This is a genomic window from Collinsella sp. AM20-15AC, assembly GCF_003471405.1.
Lineage (GTDB): Bacteria > Actinomycetota > Coriobacteriia > Coriobacteriales > Coriobacteriaceae > Collinsella.
In genome coordinates, this window is the sequence record NZ_QRJA01000002.1 from 74,922 (window position 1) to 98,250 (window position 23,329).

The following is a 23,329-nucleotide window of genomic DNA, read 5'->3' on the forward strand; positions in this document are numbered from 1 at the left end:
ATAACTTGCTTTGCTGGCACAGCCCTACTCGTGGGTATGGCCTACGTAGTCTTCGTCGATCGTGATCTTGGCGACCGACTTGGGATATTCCGATTCGACCCGTTTCGCCAGCGCGCGCTTCAGGTCCTCGGCGCTCATCGCCAAATCCGAGGGACGTACGCAGTCAAAGATCACGTTGGTATGCGTGGGGCCCGGAACACAGCGTAGGTCGTGGATCGAGAGGCGGCTATCAATCTCTTGAGCCATAGCGTTGATGCGCAGACGCATGCTCGCCACCTTTGGATCGTCGGTCACGATGGGGTCGTAATGGAGCGTGACGATCATGCCGTCCTCATCCCTAAACGACTGCTCGATGTTATCGAGTGTGTCGTGACTTTCCAGCGGGCTGGTCTCGGCCGCCATCTCGGCGTGCGCACTTGCAAACTTCCTGCCCGGACCATAATCGTGAACCATAAGGTCGTGGACGCCCAAAACGCCGGGATAGCTCATGATCTTGTCTCGAATGTGCTTGACCAGCCTGGGATCGGGCGCCTGGCCCAAAAGCGGGCTCACCGTATCTTGGATAAGCTCAAAACCACTCCAGCCAATATAGGCGCCAACGGCAAGGCCGACCCATGCGTCAAGATTGATGTGCGTCAACTGCGAAACAATTGCGCACGCTAACACGGCGCCCGTAGCAAGAACATCGTTCTTGGAATCCTGCGCGGTCGCATGCAGCGTCTCGGACTCAATGCGATCGCCGAGCTTTTGGTTGAGGGCCGCCATCCAGAGCTTTACAACCATCGAAAGCGCCAAGACTGCCACCAGGGCAAGCGAGAACTCGACAGGCTCCGGGTTGACGATACGCTCCACCGAGGACTTCACCAGTTCGATGCCAATAAGCAGTACGAGTGCCGCCACGACCAGACCCGAGAGATACTCGTAGCGGCCATGTCCGTAAGGATGCTCGGGGTCGGCCGGCTTGCTCGCCAGCCTAAAGCCCAGCACGCTCACGATATTCGAGCTGGCATCGGACAGGTTGTTCATAGCGTCCGCCACGATCGAAACCGATCCCGACAGCATGCCAATTACGCCCTTCGCAGCACATAGTGCCACATTGGCGAGAATACACACCACGCCCGTCAACGTGCCCACGCGCGCACGGTCGCCCTGCGCACGACGAACAATCCACTCAACCATCTATATCCGCCCCCACGGTACTACCTATATATCTATTGCTCAAACGGATTGTAGTGTAGCCACTTTGCCCCACAGATACAAAAAGGCCGCAACCCACACGGGCCACGACCTTGGAACATGACAAAGAAATCGCCCTTTGTCGCACAGGTTTATGCGCTTGCTTCGGCCACGCTCTTCGAGGTTTCGGGTGAATCAGCTCCGTCCCCCGTCGTCTGCCCCTTCGCCGGCACCACGCCAAAGCAGTAGCTCAGCGCCGCAGACACCGCAAATGCCACACCGCCGGCAACACAGCACCACAGCAGGTTCGAGATGCCGCCCGTGGCAAAGCCAATGACCATGAGGACATTCGTCATGCCAATGGTATAGGCCGTAACGTGGCCCACGGCCGCAACAAGGCCTCCGACGGCACCGCCAATGGCCATGCACGTCAGGCACCTGCCATATTTAAAGCCGCAACCGTACAGCGCCGGCTCGCTTACGCCGCCAAGAACACCCGAGATTGAATAGCCCAGCATGAGCGCCTTCTCGTCCTTATCCGCAACGCGGAGCGACGCGCCAAAGGGCATACCCCAAACGGCGAACGTTGCCATCGTCGCGGCGATCAGGATGCACGAATCCGTTCCCACACTCATAAACTGCGCATAGGCGAGCGATAGGACAACGTTGCTGACACCCGCGATCTTAAGAAACTCCCAGCCCGCGGCAAGCCCCATGAGCGTGAGCAGCGACACGATGCCACCGGAATTGCCAAGCATAAACATAAGCTGTCCCAACAGCATGCCCAGATAGCTGCCTGCCGGCGCCGTAACACACAGCGACACCGGAACCATGACAAGCATGGTTGCAAACGGTACAAAAGAAAACGCCACAGCCTGAGGGATAGTGCGCTTAAAGAAACGCTCCACCTGCCATAGCACGGGCACCGAGATGAGAACCAGAATAACAGTCGTCGTGTAATCGTTGACCGGCGCGGGAAGTAGACCATACACGAAAGTCATCGATGCCCCCGTCGTCGATGCGGCATCAACGAGCTTAAGCAGATCGGGCACAATCAATACGCCGCCCAGCATCATGCCCAGCTGCTCCGAGCAACCGAGCTGGCGGGCAGCGGCCCAACCAAGATAGATGGGCAAAAAGTAATAGCCAGCGTTATACAGCCAGCTGTAAAACAGGCGATAGATTTCGGAATCAGCAGGCCATAGACCAAGCATGCCTTCGCCCATAATGACGGCCACGGTGCGGAACAGCGCCGCGCAGACAATAAACGGCAACGCCGACATCATGCTTTTGGACAGATAGTCCACCACGGCCATGGCGTTTGATGAAACCGTCGTTGTAAACGAGGTGTTAGAAACTTGTGACATGGAACGCCTTTCCCAATGTGACATGCGGGCTGTCCCTTTGTCACATCGTGCGGTACTGACCGATTGCGCGGTACTTTTCGTAGCGGAGGTTTGTGAGGGTCGCGTCGTCGAGCTGCCCAAGCGTATCGAAGGCATCAAATGCCGAGGACATGACGGCACCGGCGATCTCCTCATGCGACAGGCCCCTATCGTCAACAATGCCATCGATAATGCCGAGCGCCAACAGATCGGGGGCCGTGAGCTTAAGCGCCTCGGCGGCCTCATTCGCGCGCTCGGTTTCCTTCCACAGGATCGACGCACAGGCCTCGGGGCTCACGACCGAATAGGCCGAGCTCGAGAGCATCAGGATGCGGTCGGCCACGGACAGCGCCAGCGCGCCACCAGAGCCACCCTCGCCTGTCACAACCGAGACAATCGGCGTCTTAAGGCCGCTCATCTCCATGAGATTCTGGGCAATCGCCTCGCCCTGGCCGCGCTCCTCGGCACCGATGCCGCAAAACGCGCCCGAAGTATCGACCAGGCACAGAACCGGTCGACCAAACTTTTCGGCCTGGCGCATAAGGCGACGCGCTTTGCGGTAGCCCTCGGGATGTGCCATACCAAAGTTGCGGCGCATGCGCTCTTTGGTCGTGGTGCCGCGCTCGATAGCGATAACCGTCACGGGACGTCCGTCTTTCCAGCCAATGCCACCCACCACGGCGGCGTCGTCACCAAAGTAACGGTCGCCGTGCAGCTCTACGAATCCGTCGAGACCCAACGAGATCATCTCGCCTGCCGTGGCGCGGTTCGCCGAGCGAGTCTGTTTGACGATTTCGAGCGCGCTTTTTGGTGCGGCCGAGCGCTTAAACAAGTGTCCCAGCTTTTTGTCGCGACGACCCGTATGCACGATCTCATGCGGTGCCCCCAGGCCGGGCGCGTGCCCTTCGTGCAGCGCCAGCAGCTCGCCTACCGTGAGCGCAATCTCACCACGCGGAACAACGGCATCGCAAAAGCCGTGCTCCAGCAAAAACTCGGAACGCTGGAATCCCTTAGGCAGACGCTTGTGCATGTTCTGCTCGATCACGCGCGGGCCGGCAAATGCCGTCAGGGCATCGGGCTCGGCCAGGATAATGTCGCCCTCCATGGCAAAGCTCGCGGTTACACCTCCGGTCGTGGGATCGGTGAGCACCGTGATATACAGGCCGCCCGCCTCGCTGTGGCGCCTAACCGCCGCAGAAATCTTGGCCATCTGCATGAGCGAGGTCACGCCCTCCTGCATGCGGGCGCCGCCCGATACGGTAAAGCCAACGACCGGCAGCCCCAACTCGGCCGCGCGCTCAAAGACACGACAGATCTTCTCGCCCACCACGGAGCCCATTGAGCCCATCATAAAGTTGGCATCCATAAAGAAGAGCGCGGTATCGCAGCCGCAGATTTTGCCCCTGCCGCACACAACGGCATCGCGCTCGCCCGAACGCTCGCTCACGCTCTTAAGCTTGTCGGCATAACCGGGAAACGAGAGGAAGTCCTTCGACGCCAGATTGGCATCCCATTCCTCAAAGGTACCCGCGTCGACCGTCATGCGCATGCGCGCGCGACCGCTCACGCGAAAGTGTTTGCCGCAACGAGGGCAGACCTCGAGGTTGTCGTGCAGGCGCGCCTCATCGATCACACGGCGGCACTCCGGGCACTTGATAAACACGTGGCGCGCGGGAAACTCGGCGCATGACTCGGTCATCGGCCCCTCGAGGACGTTGACCGTCTTCGCTTTCCTATTCATCAGCATAGAGATGCCCCATCAGATCGGTGTGATACATGCCCGACAAAAACTCGTCGTTTGCCAGCACGTCGAGCTGAAGCTCGCTATTTTCGCTCACGCCCTCAATCACGAGCTCGCCCAGGGCCGAGCGCATCTTGCGAATGGCACCGTCACGCGTGGGCGCGCACACGATGAGCTTGCCGAGCATGGAGTCGTAGTACGGCGGAACTTTCGCTCCGGTAAACATGGCGGAATCCCAGCGCACGCGCGGACCACCCGGCACACGCAACGCGGTGACCGTTCCACATGACGGTAGAAAGTCCGGCGTTTCGGCATTGATGCGGCACTCCATGGCGTGGTTGCGGACCGGTACGTCCTCCTGCTCAAAGGGCAGAGGCTGGCCGGCAGCCACGCGCAGCTGCCACTTAACCAGGTCGGTATCGGTCACAAACTCCGTAACCGGATGCTCCACCTGCAAGCGCGTGTTCATTTCCATAAAGTAGAAATTGCCGTCATCTGAGTACAAAAACTCGATGGTGCCAGCGCCCTCATAGCCAACGGCACGAGCCAGGTCGCGCGCGGCCTTGTGCATGCGCGCGCGAATATCATCGCGTCCGTCGAGGCACGGCGCGGGGCTCTCCTCGATCAGCTTTTGGTTGCGGCGCTGCACCGAGCACTCGCGCTCGCCGAGCGAAAACACATGGCCCTGCTTATCGGCCATAATCTGTACCTCAACGTGATGCGCCGGCGCAACGAACTTCTCCATGTAGCACTCGCCGTCGCCAAAAACGGCCTCACCCTCGGCACGCGCCTCGATGAACGCCTTTGCCGCATCTTCCACGCGCTCGACCTTGCGAATACCGCGACCGCCGCCGCCCGCGCGCGCCTTAATAAGCACGGGGCAGCCGATGCGCTCGGCCTCGGCCGTTGCTTCCTCGGGGCTTTTGAGCAAATCGCAGCCCGGCACGATGGGCACGCCCGCAGCAGCGGCCGTTCGGCGTGCGGCGTCCTTGTCGCCCATGCTGTCGATCACCTCGGCCGAAGGACCGACAAACGCCAGACCGAACTTGTCGCAGTCGCGCACGAAGCTCGCCTTCTCGGAAAAGAAGCCATAGCCGGGATGAATTGCCTTAGCTCCCGACTTTACGGCACAGGTGAGCACGGCATCGTCGTTGAGGTAGCTCTCGGCAAGACGCGGGCCGCCGATGCAATACGCCTCGTCGGCAAGCTGCACGTGTAGCGCGTCCGCATCGGCCGTGGAATAAACGGCGACGGTCTTGATGCCCATATCGCGGCACGCGCGGATAACACGGACCGCGACTTCGCCGCGGTTGGCGATGAGCACTTTGTCGAACATGGAGCCTTCCTTAACTTTCGTGCATGAGTGCAAAAGACATATCGGCGCGGCAGCAAACCTCACCGTTGACGCTCGCAGTACCCGTCGCAAAGCGGAACGGCCCGCGCGCACGCGTGATGGAGCACACTAGATCCACCGTGTCGCCCGGGCGCACCGGACGCTTAAAGCGCACCTTGTCCAGACTCGTGTAGAACGGCGTCGCGCCGCGCGCCTCCTCATCGCCCATCAGCAGCACGCAGCAGTTCTGGGCGAGCATCTCGCACTGAATCACGCCGGGAACGACCGGGTTTCCCGGAAAATGTCCCTGCAAAAAGTACTCGTCGCCTGTAATCGTGATCTTGCCGTGGGCCTCGTCGCCCACCAGCTCGGCTTCGTCGAGCAAAAGCATCGGCTCGCGATGCGGTAACAGCTTCTTGAGCTCTTCTTTGTTCATGGATATCACCTATCCGATCCTCATGAGGCAGCTGCCAAACTCCACGAGGTCGCCGTCGGCCACGCAGATCTCGAGCACCTCACCGTCTGCCTCGGCCGTCACCTCGTTGAGAACCTTCATGGCCTCGATGATGCAGAGGGTCTCGCCGGCCTTGACCTTGGAGCCCACGCGCACAAATGGCTCGTCGCCCGGCGCAGGGGCAGCATAGAAGACGCCCACCATGGGAGCAGTCACCTCGGTGCCCTTGGGCTCCGGCGCGGCGGCAGGTGTCTGCGTGGCGGGTTCCGGTGCGGCAGGCGCGACTGTGGGAGCTGCAACTTGAGCGGCCACGGCACCCGGCATAGGCATGGGCACGGCAACCGGCTGCGCCACACTCGCGCGCTCGAGTTCGACCGCGGTGCCATCGGGCTCCTCAACGCGTACGCGCGTGAGGCCGCGGTCCTCCATCACATCGGCTATCTCGGCAAGTCTTTTGGAATCCATGCTCTAGCTCCTCGTATATCTACGCAGCGCGATGGCGGCGTTGTGCCCGCCAAAGCCTAGGTTGGTCGAAAGCGCCCAGGTAAGGTCGGCGCGAACCGCGCGATTGGGCGTGTAATCAAGATCGCAGGCGGAATCGGGCGTGTGGTAGTTAATGGTCGGCGGCACCACGCCCTGCTCGAGTGCCATGGCGCAGGCCATGACCTCAATGGCCCCCGTGGCACCGATCATGTGCCCCGTCATCGACTTGGTCGACGAGACATGTGCGGCGCGCGCCGCGTCCTCGCCGAGCGCTCGCTTAATGCCCGCCGTCTCGGACGAATCATTAAGCTTGGTCGAGGTGCCGTGGGCATTGATGTAGAGGCCCTCGGAAGGCTTGACGTCGCCCTCGGCCACCGCCAGCGATATCGCGCGGGCAATGCCGGCAGCCTCGGGATCGGGACTCGTGATGTGATAAGCATCATCGGTGTTGCCGTAGCCCACGACCTCGGCATAAATGTGCGCACCGCGCGCCTGCGCATGTTCCATGCTCTCGAGTACCAGCACGCAAGCGCCCTCGCCCATCACAAAGCCGTCGCGGTCTGCATCGAACGGGCGGCAAGCCGTCGCAGGATCGGGGTTGGTGGTCAATGCGCGGCAGGACGTAAAGCCTGCAACGGCATCGGGGATAATGGCCGCCTCGGCGCCGCCCGCGAGGATCGCGTCGGCATAGCCGTGCTTGATGGCGCGGAACGCCTCGCCCACCGCATGGGCCGAGGTCGCGCAAGCAGTCACGACTGGCAGGGTCGGTCCCTTTGCCTTGTGGCGGATCGCGATATTGCCCGAAGCCATGTTGGGGATCATCATCGCAATCATATAGGGCGATGCGCGGCGAGGTCCACGATCGGCGATCGTGTGGACGTTGTCGACGAGCGTCGTCATGCCGCCCACGCCCGAGCCCACGTAGACGCCCAGGCGCTCACGATCGATGGCGCCTTCGACATCAAAGCCCGCATCGTGCATTGCCTCGTCCGAAGCCGCCATCGCAAACTGAACGCAGGGGTCCAGATGCTTGGCGTCACGCTTGCCAAAGTACTCGTTGCCGTCAAAGCCCTTGACTTCGGCCGCCACCTTGACGGTAAACGCATCGGTATCGAAGTGCGTGATCGGGCCGATGCCACAGGTCCCGGCGCACATGGCCGCCCAGGTGGCAAGCGCGGTGTTGCCGAGCGGCGATACGGCACCGATGCCGGTGATTGCAACTCTCTGTTCCATCATGGTCTCCTCATCCAAGCCGTTCTTCGGCCCTGGTTTCTACATCGCCATTCCGCCGTCGACGCGCACGACCTCGCCCGTAATGTAAGCAGCCGCATCGCTCGCTAAAAAGCGCACCACGCCGGCCACTTCCTCGGGACGTGCCATGCGCTTAAGGGGAATCTGTTCCTCGGTTGCCGTACGCACCTTCTCCGAGAGCTTTGCCGTCATATCTGTCTCGACAAACCCGGGGGCGACCGCGTTCGCTCGTACGCCACGAGGCGCAAGCTCGCGCGCCACCGCCTTGGTAAGCCCTATCACGCCTGCCTTGGAAGCAGCGTAGTTGGCTTGCCCGGCATTGCCCATCAGGCCCACGACCGAGCTCATGTTGACGACGCAACCGCCGCGCTGGCGCATAAAGGTCTTGGTGAGCGCGCGCGTCATATTGAATGTTCCCTTGAGATTGACATCGAGCACGCGATCGAATGCGTCATCGCCCATGCGTATGAGCAGGCCATCGCGGGTGATGCCGGCGTTGTTGACGAGCGCCCAAATGGAACCAAAGTCGTTGAGGACCGCTTCCACGCACGCGTTGACGGCAGCGGGATCGGTCACGTCGCATTGATATGCGCGTGCCGTGGCGCCAACCGCCTCACAGGCTTCGCACGTCTTGCGCGCCGCATCGACGCTGCCGGCATAGACGACGGCGATATCAAAGCCGTCCTCCGCCAGACCGACAGCGCAGGCGCGGCCGATACCCCGCGAGCCGCCCGTGACCAGTGCCACGCGACGTGAGTCGTTGCGCTCGAGCGCGCCGTTGTTCAAGTTGCCCATGTCATTCCTTTCGGGTTACAGCCCTGTGGACTATGCGAGCTCGTCGGCAATAGCTGCGACCTGCTCGGCCGTTTCGCACGAATACACGCGAACGTCGCTCAGCGTACGCTTGACCAGGCCCGACAGCGTTTTGCCAGGGCCGACCTCAATAAACGTGTCGATGCCCTGATTCTGCAGAGCATGCAGCGTGTCGACCCAACGAACGGCATGACTCACCTGATTGGCCAAGACATCCGATGCCGCTCGCGGGTCCGCCGGATAGGGCGCCGCCGTCATGTTTGCCATGACCGGAATCAGCAGCGGTGACGGCGCGTGGCCGGCTTGGATATACGTCGCCAGCCCCTCAGTCGCCTCGGCCATATAGGGGCTATGAAATGCGCCCGACACCGCGACTTTCATAGCGCGGCCGCCAGCCTCTTTTACTAGGACGTCGAGCTCCTGCAGCGCCTCGGGCGCTCCGGCAACAACCGTCTGCTGCGGACTGTTGTAGTTGACCGGCCAGCAGTCCTCGCCGGCCTGTTTTGCCAGGTTCTCGACTTGCGCCGCATCGAGCTTGATGACGGCGCGCATGCCGCCCGGATGGCGCTCGGCAGCCGCGGCCATCAGCGCCGCGCGCTCGCACACGAGCTCAAAGCCCGCTCGCGTATCGAACGCCCCCGCAAAGGTGAGCGCGGCGACCTCGCCAAGCGAAAAACCCGCACAGGCGGCAGGCACCACGCCGCGCTCACGCAGGGCGGCAGCCGCTGCCAGATCGTGAACGAACACGCACGGCTGCGTGTTCTCGGTCTGCGAGAGTTCCTCCTTGGAGGCGCTTCGGCACTGCTCACTGGTCCCCGGGCGCACCTCGTCGGCAATGGCGAACACCTCGGCGGCGGCCGGCGATGCCTCGATCAGGTCGACGCCCATCGCGGGGTGCTGGGCGCCCTGGCCGGCAAACAGAAACGCTACGCCACCCATGCGCACGCACCCTTCAGGACGTGCTCGGCGCCATCGACCAGGTCGTCAACGATTTCACGTGCACTTTGGCGCTCGTTGACCATGCCGGCAATCTGTCCACACAAAAACGAGCCCTCTTCGTAATTGCCGTCCTTGGCGGCCTTGCGAAGGGCGCCCGTGCCCATGGCCCCGAGCTCCTCGACGCTTACGCCCGCCGCCTCGCTCTTGGCGTAGGCGTTGGTGAAGGGGCTCTTGAGGGCACGCACCGGGTGTCCCGTCGAGCGGCCGGTCGCACGCGTCGAGGTGTCGTTGGCCTTCAGGACCATCTCCTTGTACTGCTCCGATACGGTGCACTCATCTGCGATCAGAAAGCGCGTACCCACCTGCACGCCGGCGGCGCCCAGCATAAAGGCGGCCGCCACGCCGCGGCCATCAGCGATACCGCCAGCCGCAACCACGGGAATATCGACCGCATCGACAACCTGCGGCACCAGTGCCATCGTCGAGGTCTCGCCAATATGGCCGCCTGATTCGGTACCCTCGGCAACCACGGCAGTGGCTCCACGACGCGCCACGAGGCGCGCAAGCGCCACCGAGGCAACGACCGGGATGACCTTGATGCCCGCCTCGTTCCACGCCTTCATGTACTTGGTGGGATTGCCGGCACCCGTCACGACGACCGGCACCCGCTCGTCAATCACGACCCGCGCGACCTCGTCGGCAAACGGGCTCATGAGCATGACGTTGACGCCAAAGGGCTTATCCGTCCTGGCGCGCAGCTCATGAATCTTGTCGCGCAGCCAGTTGGCGTCGGCGTTCATGGCCGCGATAATCCCTAAGCCGCCCGCCTCGGACACTGCGGACGCCAGCGAGGCGTCGGCGATCCAGGCCATACCGCCCTGGAACACGGGCTTTTCGATGCCGAGCAGATCGCAGAGAGGAGTCTTGAGCATCTCTACTTCTCCAATGCCGCCTCGACCGTATCGGCGAACTCGCCGACCGTCTTGGGGTTCTCCTCGGTATCGAGCTGGATGCCAAACTCGTCCTCAACGGCGACGAGGATCTCGACGGTGCCCAGACTGTCGAGACCAATCTCCTCGAGCGTGGACTCGGGCTTCATCTCGACGTCGTCAAGACCGGCGGTCTCGCGGATAACATCGCAAACGCGCTCGAAGGTCTTCTGATCTGCCATGGTAGTTCTCCTTTGTTTGTGCCCTAGGGGCGTTTTTATTTCCTATGTGCGACTACTTCCAACGAAGTAGATAGCCACCTATATCCAGACCGGCGCCAAATCCAACGAGGGTGATGGTGTCGCCCGTGTGAAGTGCACCGGCGTTTGCCAGCCGGTCGAGGGCAAGCGGAATGCATGCGCTCGAAATGTTGCCGGTCTCGCGCAGCGTTCGAACCACGCGCTTGTCTGGCACACCGAGGCGCTTGACCGCCTGACTCAGGATTCGTTCGTTAGCCTGATGGAATACAAAATGGTCGATGTCCTCGACCGAAATGCCCGCATCGCTCGCAAGCTTATGGACCGTGTCGCAAATCGCGTTGACGCCGAACTTGAACACGCGGCGGCCATTCATGGACAGCACGCTCTCGCTATCTGCGGAGGCCTTAAACGGCGAGGTGCCGACCAGACCGGGAACGCACAACGTCTCGACGTCGGGCGCCGTCGAAAGCTCAACGGCAAGGGGGCTGTCTCCCCCAGCCTCAATCACCGCGGCGCCTGCCCCATCGCCAAAGAGCACACAGGTGGCGCGGTCGGTCCAGTCGAGCGCGCGCGTCATCTGCTCGGCGGCAACGACAAGCACATGCTTGGCTCGTCCTCGGGCGATATAGCCCTCGGCAACATCGAGCGCAAATACGAAGCCGGCGCAGGCAGCCGAGACATCGAAGGCAGGGCACGTCGCGCCCAGTCGCTCAGCAACGGCACACGCCTCGGCGGGAACAAGGTGGTCACCCGTCGTCGTCGAGCAGACGATCAGATCCAACTGGCTCGCGTCGATTCCGGACACCTGAAGTGCCCGCTCGCTCGCCGCTACGGCAAGGTCGTCAAGTGACTCGGTGGTGCAGACGTGGCGACTCTTAATACCTGTGCGGGTAAAAATCCACTCATCCGAGGTATCGAGGAACTCGGACAGCTCGTCATTGGAAACACTGCGCTTAGGAAGCGCCGAGCCTGTTCCAAGAATCGTGAAACCCATCACTAACCTCCTTTGAGTTGTTGACGTGTTTACATCGACCAAGAGAGGATAGCGCATTTCAGTCGTTGTTAACGTGTTAACATTAAATTGTCCAAATGCGACAAAGGCTTCACATTGTGTCTCTCTCGACACCATTGCGTTATTCACTTATTCATTAAGGAGGTAGCAGCCGTTATGGATGCCAAATTAACGATAGTCGACGTAACCGGATCGACCAACGATGACCTGCTCGAAGCAGGAAAACAGGGAGCGCCGCACGGCACAGGACTTGCCGCCCGGGCTCAGACAGCAGGACGCGGCCGGCGCGGCCACAAGTGGGATTCAACCGCCGGCAACCTATTGCTTTCGATTGTCCTGCGTCCATGCGTTAATCCTGCGAAGTACTCTGGTCTTGCTGCCGTCAGCGGCCTAGCGGTGCTCGAGGCGCTCGAAAAACAGGGTCTTGCAAACGAGATTGGCCTCAAATGGCCCAACGACTTGGTCGCTCGAGGGCGCAAACTCGGCGGCATCTTAGTCGAGGCGGCACGCGATAACGAAGGCAAACCCTTCGCCGTCTGCGGCATTGGCGTCAATGTGAACTATGTGCCCTCGGAGGTTCCCGATGGTGGGCTGGCGGCAATCGGCCTCTCGGACCTTAACGAGAACGTTCCCGCCGTCAATGTATTACTCAAGGAGGTCTATCACGCCGTCGTAAACGCTGTGGACGCGTGGGCAGATCTGCTCAACGCCATGGAAGAAGACACCGGACCGCTCGAGCCCGTCCAAGGCGAATATATCGCTCACCTCAATTGGATCGGGGAGCACGTTATCGCCCGCTCCCCCGCTGGAGACGAACTGGCGCGAGGCATCTTTAAAACCGTCGATACCTTTGGACGCGCGTGTATCGAAACGGAAGACGGCTTGCGATCCTTCCATTTTGAGGAGGCGTCGCTGCGCCCCTTGGGCGAATAGGGCGCCGCAGCCACCTACTCAGCAGCATTACCAGGCGGTCAAAACCCATCATGCAAAACAAAAGAGCCCCGCTACCGTAATGGCAACGGGGCTCTGTAAGCTATGAGCGATATCGCTTAGAGCTTGATGTCGATGTCGACGCCAGCGGGGAGGTCGAGACGCATGAGCGAATCAACGGTGCCCGAGGTGGGGTCGAGGATGTCGATGAGGCGCTTGTGGGTGCGCATCTCGAACTGCTCACGGGAGTCCTTGTTCACGTGCGGCGAGCGGATAACCGTGTACAGGTTGCGCTCGGTGGGCAGGGGGACAGGACCGGAAACGCGAGCGCCGGTCTTCTGAGCAGTCTCGACGATGAGCTTCGCGGACTGATCGACGACCTCGTGATCATAGCCCTTGAGGCGAATGCGGATCTTCTGGGTAGCCAACTTAAACCTCCAAAGAGTGCGAGAGATGTTCTCGCAGGATTACGTAACAGGGAGCTCGAACTTAGGCGTTCTTACTCATGACCTCGTCCACGATGGACTTGGGCGCGGGCTCATAAGAGTCGAACTGCATCGTGTAGGATGCACGGCCCTGGGTCTGGGAGCGAAGGTCGGTAGCGTAACCGAACATCTCGCCCAGCGGCACCTTGGCACGGATGAGCTTGCTGTTCTTGCGATCCTCCATGCCCTCGATCTTGCCGCGGCGACCGGAGAGGTTGCCCATAACGTCGCCCATGTACTGCTCGGGGGTCTCGACCTCGACAGCCATGATCGGCTCGAGCAGCTGCGGATCGGACTTCTTGAGGGCGTCCTTGATAGCCATGGAACCGGCGATCTTGAAGGCGGCCTCGGAGGAGTCGACCTCGTGGTAAGAACCGTCGAACAGGGTGACCTTAACGTCGAGGACCGGGAAGCCGGCGATAACGCCGGTGTTCAGGGCCTCCTGGATGCCCTTGTCGATGGACGGGATGTACTCCTTGGGCACGACGCCGCCGACGATAGCGTTGACGAACTCGTAGCCGAAGCCCTCCTCCATCTTCTCGAGCTTGATGACGGCGTGGCCGTACTGACCGCGACCGCCGGACTGACGGACGAACTTGCCCTCAGCCTTCTCGACGTCGTGACCAGCGGTCTCGCGGTAGGCAACCTGGGGCTTACCGACGTTAGCGTCAACCTTGAACTCGCGGAGCAGACGGTCGACGATGATCTCGAGGTGCAGCTCGCCCATGCCGGCGATGATGGTCTGGCCGGTCTCGTGGTTGGTGGACACCTGGAAGGTCGGGTCCTCCTCGGCGAGCTTGGTCAGAGCCAGGGACATCTTGTCCTGCTCGGCCTTGGTCTTGGGCTCGATGGCAACGTCAATAACGGGCTTAGCGAACTCGATCTTCTCGAGGACGATCTCCTTGCCCTCGGCGCACAGGGTGTCACCGGTGGTGGAGTTCTTGAAGCCGACGCAAGCGACGATGTCGCCGGCGGCAGCGTCGTCACGGTCGATACGCTCGGCGGCATTCATCTCGAGGATGCGGCCGAGGCGCTCGCGCTGACCGTTGGAAGCGTTGACAACGTAGGAGCCGGACTCGGCGCGGCCGGAGTAAACGCGGACGTAGGTGAGCTTACCGACGAACGGGTCGGTCATGATCTTGAAGACCAGGCCGGAGAAGGGCTCGTCGAAGGAAGGATGACGCTGGATCTCCTCGCCGGTGTCCGGATCGGTACCGGTGACGGCCTCAACGTCGAGCGGGCTGGGCAGGTAGTCGACGACAGCGTCGAGCAGCTCCTGAACGCCCTTGTTCTTGTAGGCGGAGCCCACGAAGACGAGGTTGAGCTCGTTGGCCAGAACGCCCTTGCGCAGAGCAGCCTTGAGCTCCTCGACGGTGAAGTCCTCCTCCATGAGGATCTTCTCCATGAGCTCGTCGTCAAAGCTGGCAGCAGCGTCGAGGAGCTCCTCGCGCTTGGTGGCAGCGATGTCGGCAAACTCAGCCGGGATCTCGTCCATCGGCTCGGGGTAGGTCATGCCCTTCTCGTCGGCCTTGAAGTCCCATGCAGTCATGGTAACGAGGTCGATGACGCCCCAGAAGTTGTCCTCGGCGCCCATCGGGACCTGAGCGGCCACGGCGTTGGCGTCGAGACGATCCTTCATGGTCTCGATAGCGTTGAAGAAGTCAGCGCCCACGCGGTCATACTTGTTGATGAAGGCGATGCGGGGGACGTTGAAGGTAGAAGCCTGACGCCAAACGGTCTCAGACTGGGGCTGGACGCCGGCAACGGCGTCGAAGACGGCGACAGCGCCATCGAGGACGCGCAGGCAGCGCTCGACCTCGGCGGTGAAGTCAACGTGGCCCGGGGTGTCGATGATCTGGATGCGGTAGTCCTTACCGTCCTTGTTCCAGAAGCAGGTGGTAGCAGCGGAGGTAATGGTTACGCCGCGCTCCTGCTCCTGAACCATCCAGTCCATGGTGGCAGCGCCCTCATGGACCTCACCGATCTTGTGGGTCTTACCGGTGTAGTAAAGAATACGCTCGGTCGTGGTGGTCTTACCGGCATCGATGTGGGCCATGATGCCGATGTTACGGGTATCGGAAAGCTTGTACTTAGGCTTAGCCATGTTAGTTCCTTACCTTAACTTACCAACGATAGTGAGAGAACGCGCGGTTGGCCTCGGCCATCTTGAAGACGTCCTCACGCTTCTTGACGGAAGCGCCCAGGCCGTTGGAGGCGTCGAGGATCTCGTTGGCGAGACGCTCGGCCATGGTCTTCTCCTTGCGAGCGCGGGAGAAGTTGACGATCCAACGGATACCCAGAGCGGTGGAACGACGGGAGTTGACCTCCATCGGGACCTGATAGGTAGCGCCACCGACACGCTTGGGCTTAACCTCGAGCGTGGGCTTGACGTTGTCCATAGCCTTCTTGAAGGTAGCGAGAGCGTCGCCACCCTCGGACTTCTCGGCAACGATCTCGAAAGCGGTGTAAACGATGCGCTCAGCGGTGGCCTTCTTGCCGTCAAGAAGGACCTTGTTGATGAGCTGAGTCACCAGGCGGTTGTTGTAAACGGCGTCAGGCTGAACCTCACGACGATTAGCTGCTGCACGACGCGGCATGTGAAATCTCCTTAAGTGTCTACCGTGCGGCGCTTAGGCGGCACACGGCGAAAGTATCAAAACGTTATCTGGCTTATTTAGCCTTGGGGCGCTTAGCACCGTACTTGGAACGGGCCTGCATACGGTTCTGGACCGGAGCAGCGTCGTAGGCGCCACGGATGACGTGATAACGGACACCAGGGAGGTCACGGACACGACCGCCGCGGACGAGCACGATGGAGTGCTCCTGCAGGTTGTGGCCCTCACCCGGGATGTAAGCAGTAACTTCGATGCCGTTGACAAGGCGAACACGGGCAACCTTACGAAGAGCCGAGTTCGGCTTCTTGGGGCTCGTGGTGAAGACGCGGGTGCACACGCCGCGCTTCTGGGAGTTGTGCTGCAGAGCAGCGTTCTTGGACTTCTTGGGCACGGAACGACGGCCCTGGCGAACCAGCTGGTTAATAGTAGGCAAAGCGTACTCCTTCTCGAATGATTCCAGCTCTCTGTAAAGTGCAACGGCTTGAATCGAGGGGTCAGCATCCCCCTACGAAACACGCAGTTCGATAGGATACGTGCCGTTAGCTGTGCCGTCAACAGACCACGCCGCCGGGCGTATCCCAAAATTGGCACATTTCCGCAAAGCCTACACAAAAGGAATCCCCTCCTGTGCGCGGGGGCGGATTCCCGGGCCGGGCGGCACAGGGGTTAAGTTTGCTGCTCTACAGTCCTGGCTCGCACGGAGGCCACATTAAGTGGCCTCCGGCTCGTGCGGAACTCGCGACAAACTTAACCCCTGTGCCGCCCGGGCCGGGGATCCGACGTGCTCGTCGGGGCAACGTTACCTGCCAAAAAGGGACAGGTTTATTTTGGTCGGTTTTATCTGGGGAAACGTCGCGCTCCAACGGTGATCTGCTCTCACCTGTCGCATGGAAATCGGCGGCGCTTTCGGAAGTATGCGGCAAATTCTGGACCCGCCGAGCGCACCGGGGTTTTGCGATAATAAACCCGCAGGTAGAGCGCTTGAGCATATACGGTGTGGTCGACCCATCAAGATTTTGCCGCATACTTCAGGAATGCAGGCGAATATCGTGCGGTCTAACCGCCCATTTACCGCAAAGAAGGCCGCTTCCCCTAGTAGAAAGCGGCCCCAAATCTTACGAATAGACGATGGTAAAGGGTTCCGACGTTTCGGCGCCCCCTGTTGAAGTGCAGCGTGTGCCTTCGAGCGTTACTGAAACCACTTGGTCGACATCAATCAACTTCGTTGGCACCCAAATGTTCTCTCCGCTATTGCGTCCCATCGAAACATAGAAATTGTACGCCCCTGCGTCGTCATCTTCGATAATCTGCTCTGACCCATCCTTGTAGGTGACGGTCAGTTTATGATCAACTGCTTCATAGCCCAGATCATCGATGTGCGTCTGGATGGAAAACGGACTGATCTCGAGAGGCGAGTCATCGGAGCGGAGTTCTTTTGTATCGACGTGCGCTCCGACGTTAAACTCTGGCGTCGATACCTCGATCACCTTCGCATCCTCACCTTTGCCCTCCGTCCAACTGATATTCCAGGTGACCGCATGTCGTAAATCTCGATCGCGATTCCAAGATGCAAAGTACATCGTGCCGTTAATGACCGTGTCGCTTGATGTGTCTTTATCAATGGTGCAGCGTGTATCAGCCCATTCCTCGCCGAAGTTCATGCTGGGTGTACTGACGCCCCCTTCTTCTTCACCATAGAGAACAAGTTCGCCAAGCTCTGCCGCCGGCTTGTAGTAGTTAACGCCATTCGGATTGGACAATGTAAACGTCACAGCACCGCAACCGTTCTCGTCGATTGCCATCTCATGAATGTCGAGCGTATAGCCGTTGCCCTCGACGGACAGATTGACCTTCTGGACTGCACCCTCCAGGCTTTGGGGCGCGATACCATCACCAAACTCTCTGGTGTAGGTATATTTCGTCCCCGACGAGCCGCCATTTGTCCAGGTAACGGACTCTCCGTTGCCATGGTTTCCCCAGGCAGAGGCAAAATAACTGGAATTGACAACAGCGTAGGCGACCCCTCCGGTCGCCAGCACTCCGGCAAGACATCCGATTACGGCAACATACAGAGGCTTCGCGTGACCCTTTCGGCGAAGCGGCTCGCCAGCAGCGGCATAAAGAACACGGTCAGCAAGATCGCTATCGGCTTGGACGGACTCGAAGGCCTGCTTGATCTGGTTGGATTTCACGGTCGCCCTCCTCTAGGATGAACTTGAGCTTCGATCTGCCGCGAGCTAAACGCGTTCGAACGGTCGCGGCTGGCACATGCAGTAACTCGGCAATTTCTGAAGTCGAGAAGCCCAGATAGTAATAGAGCACGATAGGAATACGGAATCGCTCCGGAAGTCGCATAACGTCTGACAGGACCGCCTTGGTCTCCTCCTGCGCCGTCGAAAGCGAATCGGCCAGATTCTCAATATCCTCCACGCGCCTCCACGGCTTTCGAAAGAGAGATTTACATTCATTGATCGTGACCCGGATAAGCCATCGACGAAGATGCTCCCAGTTTTCAAATTGCGCGTCGCTTTTGAGCAACTTAAGAAAGACGTCTTGAGCGACATCGTCGGCGTCAGCGCGATCACGCAGATACGTCAATGCGATCCGAAACACGACATCCCGGTGGTCTTCGACCGCCTGTCTAAAAGCTTGTTCTTCCATAATCACCTCCCGGTGACATTAATGGTTCTCGATGAGGCCCTCACCATAGATACGCTCTTGTCGGGCGAAATGTTTCAAATTCAAGCATGAAAAACCGACCAAAATAAACCTGTCCCTTATTGGCAAAAGGAATCCCCTTCTGTGCGCGGGGGCGGATTCCCGGAACGGGCGGCCCGCTGTTTAAGTTTGCTGCTCTACAGTCCTGCACAAGACGGAAAGCACATTAAGTGCTTTCCTTTGCGTGCGGAACTCGCGACAAACTTTAACAGCGGGCCGCCCGTTCCGGGAATCCGACGTGCTCGTCGGGGCAACGTTCCTCACCAAAAAAGACCCGCTCCCCTGTTGGGAAGCGGGTCTTTGGAAGGGCGGTTAACGTACTAGGAAATTATTCCTCGTCGTTGTCCTTGGCCTCTTCGGCGTCGTCGGTGTCTACGAGCTGGTTGAGCAGCTCGTCGAGGGACGCCATGTCCTCGTTGATCGCGCCGTTGGCGGGAGCCTTCTTGTCGTCGATCGGGGCGCCCAGGAGCTCCTCGTCGGCGTCGGCGTGATGCGTCGGAGCGGAGGTACCCAGCAGGATATCGTCCGGACCGTCGGGGCTAAAGACCATCTGCAGCAGCTGCGAGAGGTCTTCCTCGTCGGCAACGTCGTCGTTGTTCTCGAGGATGTAGAGCAGGTCGTGGGCCTCCAGGCCGTCACGGAGCTCCTCGATCGCCTTAGCACCGATACCATCGATGCGCAGCAGATCCTCCTCGGACTTGCCGACCAGGTCGCCGACCGTCTCGATGCCGACCTCGCTGAACTTGTTGGTCCAACGCTGCGACACGCCCAGGTCGTCGAACAGGTACAGGCGAGCCTTCTCGGCGGAGATGGTATGGCCGTTGCGGGTGAACGAACCGTCAGCACCACCGAACTCGTCGTAGCCGGCCCAGTCGAGCTGCTGCGGGAGCTGCTCGTCCAGGTCCTTGAGCTCCACAGGGGCCCACTCAGGCAGCGACTTGGCGTTGGGCGAAGCCGGGCCGTCGATGTCCACGTAGCCGTCGGCCGTGCGATACGTCAGCTTGGCGTTGGCATACGGTTTGAGGCCGGTACCAGCCGGGATCTTCTTACCGACGATGACGTTGGACTTAAGGTCGAGCAGGTGGTCGACCTTGCCCTCGATGGCAGCCTCGGTAAGGACGCCGGCGGTACGGATGAACGAAGCGCTCGACAGCCAGGAGTCGATGTTGGACGCGACCTTGAGCGTACCCAGGATGACGGGCTCGGCCACGGGAGCCTGACCGCCCAGACGGGCAACGCGCTCGACCTCGTCAGCGAACTCGTAGCGGTCGACGTACTGACCAAGCAGGTACTTGGAGTCGCCGGGGTTGGTGATCTGAACGCGACGCAGCATCTGACGTGCGAGCACCTCGATGTGCTTGTCGTTCAGGTCGACGCCTTGGCTGGTGTAGACGTCCTTGACGCTCTCGACGAAGGTGTGCATCGTCGACTCGATGTCGGTCAGCTTGCGCAGGTTGCGGAAGTTGACGAAGCCCTTGGTGATCTGGTCGCCAGCGCGAACCTCGCAGCCGTCCTCGATCTCGGGCATGAAACGCACCGAAGCGGGGACGCGACGCTCGTCGAGGACACGGGTGTGATCCTCGGAGTCGGTGAGCGTCAGCACGTACTCGGACTTCTCGGGCTTAATCGAGAGGTGACCAGAGTACGGAGCCAGCTCGGCCTCGCGACCCAGGATCTTCTCGTTGACGTTGCCGACGATATCGAACATACGGCTGACCGTAGGCAGACCCTGCGTAATATCGTCGACGCCAGCGACGCCGCCGGAGTGAATGGTACGCATCGTAAGCTGCGTACCGGGCTCGCCGATGGACTGGGCGGCAATAATGCCGACCGCGGTACCGATGGCGACCGGACGACGGGTGGAAAGATCCCAGCCGTAGCACTTCTGGCACACGCCGTACTTGGAGCGGCAGGTGAGCAGCGCGCGAAGCTTGACCTTCTTAAGGCCGGCATCGACCATCTTCTGGATGTCAGCGACCTTCTCGATGTAGCCGTCCTGCTCAAAGAGCACGGTGCCATCGGGAGCCACGACGTCCTCAATGAAGCAACGGCCGACGAGGTCGGTGTTGAGGTCGGTGGTGCCGGGGATGATGAGGTTGTAGGTGACGCCCTCGTGCGTACCGCAGTCCTCCTCGCGGACGATGACGTCCTGGGCCACGTCGACCAGACGACGGGTCAGGTAACCAGAGTCCGAGGTGTGGGATGCGGTATCGACCAGGCCCTTACGGGCGCCGTAGGTCGAAATGAAGTACTCGAGCGGCAGCAGGCCCTCGCGGAAGTTCGCCTTAATGGGAAGGTCGATCGTCTCGCCGGACATGTCTGCCATCAGGCCACGCATGCCGCCGAGCTGACGCAGCTGGGTCTTAGAACCACGGGCGCCGGAGTCGGCCATCATGTAGAGCGGGTTCTCCTCGTCGAACAAGTCGAGCATGAGCGCTGCAACCTTATCGGTACAAGCGGTCCACTCGTTAACGACTTCGATGTGGCGCTCCGTCTCGTTGATGAAGCCCTCCTCGAAGTACTCGTTGATCTGGTCGACGTTGGCCTGGGCGCGATCGAGCAGCTCCTGCTTCTCGGCAGGGATGAGAGCGTCCCACACCGAGATGGTGAGGCCGGCGCGGGTAGCGTAGTGGAAGCCGGAGTACTTGATGGCGTCGAGGATCGGACCGACCTTGGCCTCGGGGTAACGATCGCAGCAGTCCGCAACCAGCTTGGCCACATCGCCCTTGACCATCTTGTAGTTCATGAACTCATAGTCTTCGGGCAGGCACTGGCGGTTGAAGATGATGCGGCCGATGGAGGTCTCGAAGCGCGCGGTCTTGTTGCCGGTGACGTCGTAGTCGACGAACTCGTTCTTGCCGTTCTTGACGCGGAAGATACGGGTGCCGTCCTCGTTGATGACATTGGCGTCGGCAGCGGACACGCGGACCTGAATCTTGGCCTGCATGTCGACCTCGGAGCGGCAGTCATAGGCGTGCAGCGCGTCGTCGAAGCTGGCGAACACGTGGTTCTCGCCCGGCAGACCGTCGCGGACCTGGGTCAGGTAGTACACACCAATAATCATGTCCTGCGAGGGGATGTTGACCGGCTTGCCGGATGCCGGCGAGCGCAGGTTGTTCGCAGAGAGCATGAGCACGCGAGCCTCGGCCTGAGCCTGGCTGGACAGCGGCACGTGGACAGACATCTGGTCGCCGTCGAAGTCGGCGTTGAAGGGCGAGCAGACCAGCGGGTGCAGGTGGATAGCCTTGCCCTCGACCAGAACCGGCTCAAAGGCCTGGATGGACAGACGGTGCAGGGTCGGTGCGCGGTTGAGCAGCACGACGCGGCCGTCGATGACCTCTTCGAGGATATCCCACACAAAGGTGGCACCGCGGTCGATAGCGCGCTTGGCGCCCTTGATGTTCTCGACCTTGCCAAGCTCGACCAGGCGCTTCATGACGAAGGGCTTGAAGAGCTCCAGCGCCATGGTCTTGGGCAGACCGCACTGGTGCAGCAGCAGCTTGGGGTCGGTAACGATAACCGAACGGCCGGAGTAGTCGACACGCTTACCCAGCAGGTTCTGGCGGAAACGACCCTGCTTGCCCTTGAGGGCCTCGGCGAGCGACTTGAGCGGGCGACCGCCACGGCCAGAGACCGGGCGACCACGACGGCCGTTGTCGAACAGGGCGTCCACGGACTCCTGGAGCATGCGCTTCTCGTTGTTCACGATGATCGCAGGGGCGTCCAGGTCGAGCAGGCGCTTGAGTCGGTTGTTACGGTTGATCACGCGACGGTACAGGTCGTTGAGGTCGGACGCGGCAAAGCGACCGCCGTCGAGCTGGACCATCGGGCGCAGATCGGGCGGAATGACCGGGATGACGTCCAGGATCATGTTCGCGGGGCTGTTGCCGCCCTTCAGGAAGGCGTCAACGACCTCGAGGCGCTTGACGGCCTTCTCGCGCTTCTGCTTCTGAGAATCCTCGTCAGCGATGATGGCCTTGAGCTTCTCGGCCTCGGAGGGGAGGTCGATGGCAGCGAGCAGGTCGCGGACGGCCTCGGCACCCATACCACCCTTGAAGTACATGGAGTAGTAACGGGTCATCTCGCGGAACAGCGGCTCATCGGAGATGAGGTCGCGCTCGGTGAGCTTCATGAAGGCGTTGAAGGCGTCCGTGCGGAGCTGCTTCTCGTCCTTGCACTCTTCCTCGATGTCGACGATGCCGGAGGCGATCTCCTCGGGGGTCAGCGGCTCCTCGTCGGAGAACTCGTCAAAGTTCTCGGGGTCGCCCTGCTCCTTGAGGGACTCGATCTGGCGGGCGCACTCGGCATCGATCTCTTCCAGATCGGCGGCGAGCTCCTCGCGCAGGTCGTCGGCGTCGGCCTCGCGGGCCTCATAGTCAACCTCGGTGATGATGTAGCTGGCAAAGTACAGAACCTTCTCGAGGTCCTTGGACTTGATGTCGAGCATACGGCTCATCGGGAAGCTCGTGGGGCTCTTGAAGTACCAGATGTGGGACACGGGAGCGGCGAGCTCGATGTGGCCCATGCGGTCGCGACGCACCTTGGCCGAGGTGACCTCGACGCCGCAGCGCTCGCAGACGATGCCCTTAAAGCGGATGCCCTTGTACTTGCCGCAGGAGCACTCCCAGTCCTTGGCGGGACCGAAGATCTTCTCGCAGAACAGGCCGTCCTTCTCGGGCTTGAGGGTACGGTAATTGATGGTCTCCGGCTTCTTGACCTCACCGTGCGACCAGGAACGGATCTGGTCGGCGGAGGCAAGGGAGATCTTTACCGAGTCAAAATCAGTAGCTTCGAAATCTGCCACA

Annotated in this window: 20 protein-coding genes; 1 reads left to right on the top strand and 19 read right to left on the bottom strand. The window is 60.8% G+C overall.

The annotated features are described in order from the left end of the window. Positions 1-24: 24 nt before the first annotated feature. The 12 genes from DW233_RS01225 to DW233_RS01280 all read right to left on the bottom strand — a co-directional run bounded on the left by DW233_RS01225 (position 25) and on the right by DW233_RS01280 (position 11,758). Positions 25-1,179 (bottom strand): cation diffusion facilitator family transporter, encoded by a 1,155-nt coding sequence (locus DW233_RS01225; RefSeq protein ID WP_118266292.1) that lies wholly within the window; start codon positions 1,177-1,179, stop codon positions 25-27. 149 nt (positions 1,180-1,328) lie between these two features. Further along, entirely contained in the window at positions 1,329-2,543 is a 1,215-nt protein-coding gene (locus tag DW233_RS01230) for a PTS fructose transporter subunit IIB (RefSeq protein ID WP_147357109.1), read from the bottom strand. A 40-nt stretch (positions 2,544-2,583) separates the two neighbouring features. Beyond that, the gene (gene accD, locus DW233_RS01235) at positions 2,584-4,302 is read right to left on the bottom strand and encodes an acetyl-CoA carboxylase, carboxyltransferase subunit beta (RefSeq protein ID WP_233547895.1); all 1,719 of its coding nucleotides are present in this window, start codon (positions 4,300-4,302) and stop codon (positions 2,584-2,586) included. Beyond that, positions 4,295-5,638 carry an acetyl/propionyl/methylcrotonyl-CoA carboxylase subunit alpha gene (locus DW233_RS01240; protein ID WP_117647602.1) on the bottom strand — a complete coding sequence of 448 codons (1,344 nt, stop codon included), beginning with the start codon at positions 5,636-5,638 and terminating at the stop codon, positions 4,295-4,297. The genes accD and DW233_RS01240 overlap by 8 nt, the downstream gene beginning before the upstream one ends. Before the next feature lie 10 nt (positions 5,639-5,648). Then, entirely contained in the window at positions 5,649-6,071 is a 423-nt protein-coding gene (gene fabZ, locus DW233_RS01245; RefSeq protein ID WP_099432064.1) for a 3-hydroxyacyl-ACP dehydratase FabZ, read from the bottom strand. 9 nt (positions 6,072-6,080) lie between these two features. Next, positions 6,081-6,554 carry an acetyl-CoA carboxylase biotin carboxyl carrier protein gene (gene accB / locus DW233_RS01250; RefSeq protein WP_118266298.1) on the bottom strand — a complete coding sequence of 158 codons (474 nt, stop codon included), beginning with the start codon at positions 6,552-6,554 and terminating at the stop codon, positions 6,081-6,083. A 3-nt stretch (positions 6,555-6,557) separates the two neighbouring features. After that, positions 6,558-7,805: a beta-ketoacyl-ACP synthase II gene (fabF, locus tag DW233_RS01255; RefSeq protein ID WP_117629228.1), complete on the bottom strand. Its 1,248-nt coding sequence runs from the start codon at positions 7,803-7,805 to the stop codon at positions 6,558-6,560. A gap of 39 nt (positions 7,806-7,844) precedes the next feature. Beyond that, the gene (gene fabG / locus DW233_RS01260; RefSeq protein ID WP_118266299.1) at positions 7,845-8,618 is read right to left on the bottom strand and encodes a 3-oxoacyl-[acyl-carrier-protein] reductase; all 774 of its coding nucleotides are present in this window, start codon (positions 8,616-8,618) and stop codon (positions 7,845-7,847) included. A gap of 30 nt (positions 8,619-8,648) precedes the next feature. Further along, the gene (locus DW233_RS01265) at positions 8,649-9,575 is read right to left on the bottom strand and encodes an ACP S-malonyltransferase (protein ID WP_118266301.1); all 927 of its coding nucleotides are present in this window, start codon (positions 9,573-9,575) and stop codon (positions 8,649-8,651) included. After that, positions 9,563-10,507 carry an enoyl-[acyl-carrier-protein] reductase FabK gene (fabK, locus tag DW233_RS01270; RefSeq protein WP_118266302.1) on the bottom strand — a complete coding sequence of 315 codons (945 nt, stop codon included), beginning with the start codon at positions 10,505-10,507 and terminating at the stop codon, positions 9,563-9,565. Before fabK ends, DW233_RS01265 begins: the two co-directional genes overlap by 13 nt. Positions 10,508-10,509: 2 nt before the next feature. Next, positions 10,510-10,746: an acyl carrier protein gene (locus DW233_RS01275; protein ID WP_006235019.1), complete on the bottom strand. Its 237-nt coding sequence runs from the start codon at positions 10,744-10,746 to the stop codon at positions 10,510-10,512. Positions 10,747-10,798: 52 nt separating this feature from the next. Then, positions 10,799-11,758, bottom strand: a complete 960-nt coding sequence (locus DW233_RS01280) for a beta-ketoacyl-ACP synthase III (RefSeq protein ID WP_117563769.1) — start codon at positions 11,756-11,758, stop codon at positions 10,799-10,801. 174 nt (positions 11,759-11,932) lie between these two features. On the opposite strand from DW233_RS01280, the gene DW233_RS01285 reads away from it, so the two are divergent. Then, entirely contained in the window at positions 11,933-12,709 is a 777-nt protein-coding gene (locus DW233_RS01285; RefSeq protein ID WP_118266304.1) for a biotin--[acetyl-CoA-carboxylase] ligase, read from the top strand. 116 nt (positions 12,710-12,825) lie between these two features. Here the strand turns inward: DW233_RS01285 and rpsJ are convergent, their stop codons facing one another. From rpsJ to DW233_RS01320, 7 genes are all read right to left on the bottom strand, one after another. After that, complete coding sequence (gene rpsJ, locus DW233_RS01290) at positions 12,826-13,134, bottom strand: 30S ribosomal protein S10 (RefSeq protein WP_022094184.1); 309 nt, start codon at positions 13,132-13,134, stop codon at positions 12,826-12,828. A 61-nt stretch (positions 13,135-13,195) separates the two neighbouring features. Further along, a complete protein-coding gene (gene fusA / locus DW233_RS01295; RefSeq protein WP_022094183.1) occupies positions 13,196-15,295 on the bottom strand; it encodes an elongation factor G in 2,100 nt (699 codons plus the stop codon). A gap of 19 nt (positions 15,296-15,314) precedes the next feature. Further along, positions 15,315-15,788, bottom strand: a complete 474-nt coding sequence (rpsG, locus tag DW233_RS01300; protein ID WP_006235013.1) for a 30S ribosomal protein S7 — start codon at positions 15,786-15,788, stop codon at positions 15,315-15,317. A 73-nt stretch (positions 15,789-15,861) separates the two neighbouring features. Beyond that, positions 15,862-16,239 (bottom strand): 30S ribosomal protein S12, encoded by a 378-nt coding sequence (rpsL, locus tag DW233_RS01305; RefSeq protein ID WP_006235012.1) that lies wholly within the window; start codon positions 16,237-16,239, stop codon positions 15,862-15,864. 682 nt (positions 16,240-16,921) lie between these two features. Next, positions 16,922-17,998 carry a DUF4179 domain-containing protein gene (locus tag DW233_RS01310; protein WP_117862229.1) on the bottom strand — a complete coding sequence of 359 codons (1,077 nt, stop codon included), beginning with the start codon at positions 17,996-17,998 and terminating at the stop codon, positions 16,922-16,924. Next, positions 17,949-18,467: an RNA polymerase sigma factor gene (locus DW233_RS01315; RefSeq protein WP_187364957.1), complete on the bottom strand. Its 519-nt coding sequence runs from the start codon at positions 18,465-18,467 to the stop codon at positions 17,949-17,951. Before DW233_RS01315 ends, DW233_RS01310 begins: the two co-directional genes overlap by 50 nt. 385 nt (positions 18,468-18,852) lie before the next feature. Next, positions 18,853-23,328: a DNA-directed RNA polymerase subunit beta' gene (locus DW233_RS01320; RefSeq protein WP_187361807.1), complete on the bottom strand. Its 4,476-nt coding sequence runs from the start codon at positions 23,326-23,328 to the stop codon at positions 18,853-18,855. Position 23,329: the final 1 nt, after the last annotated feature.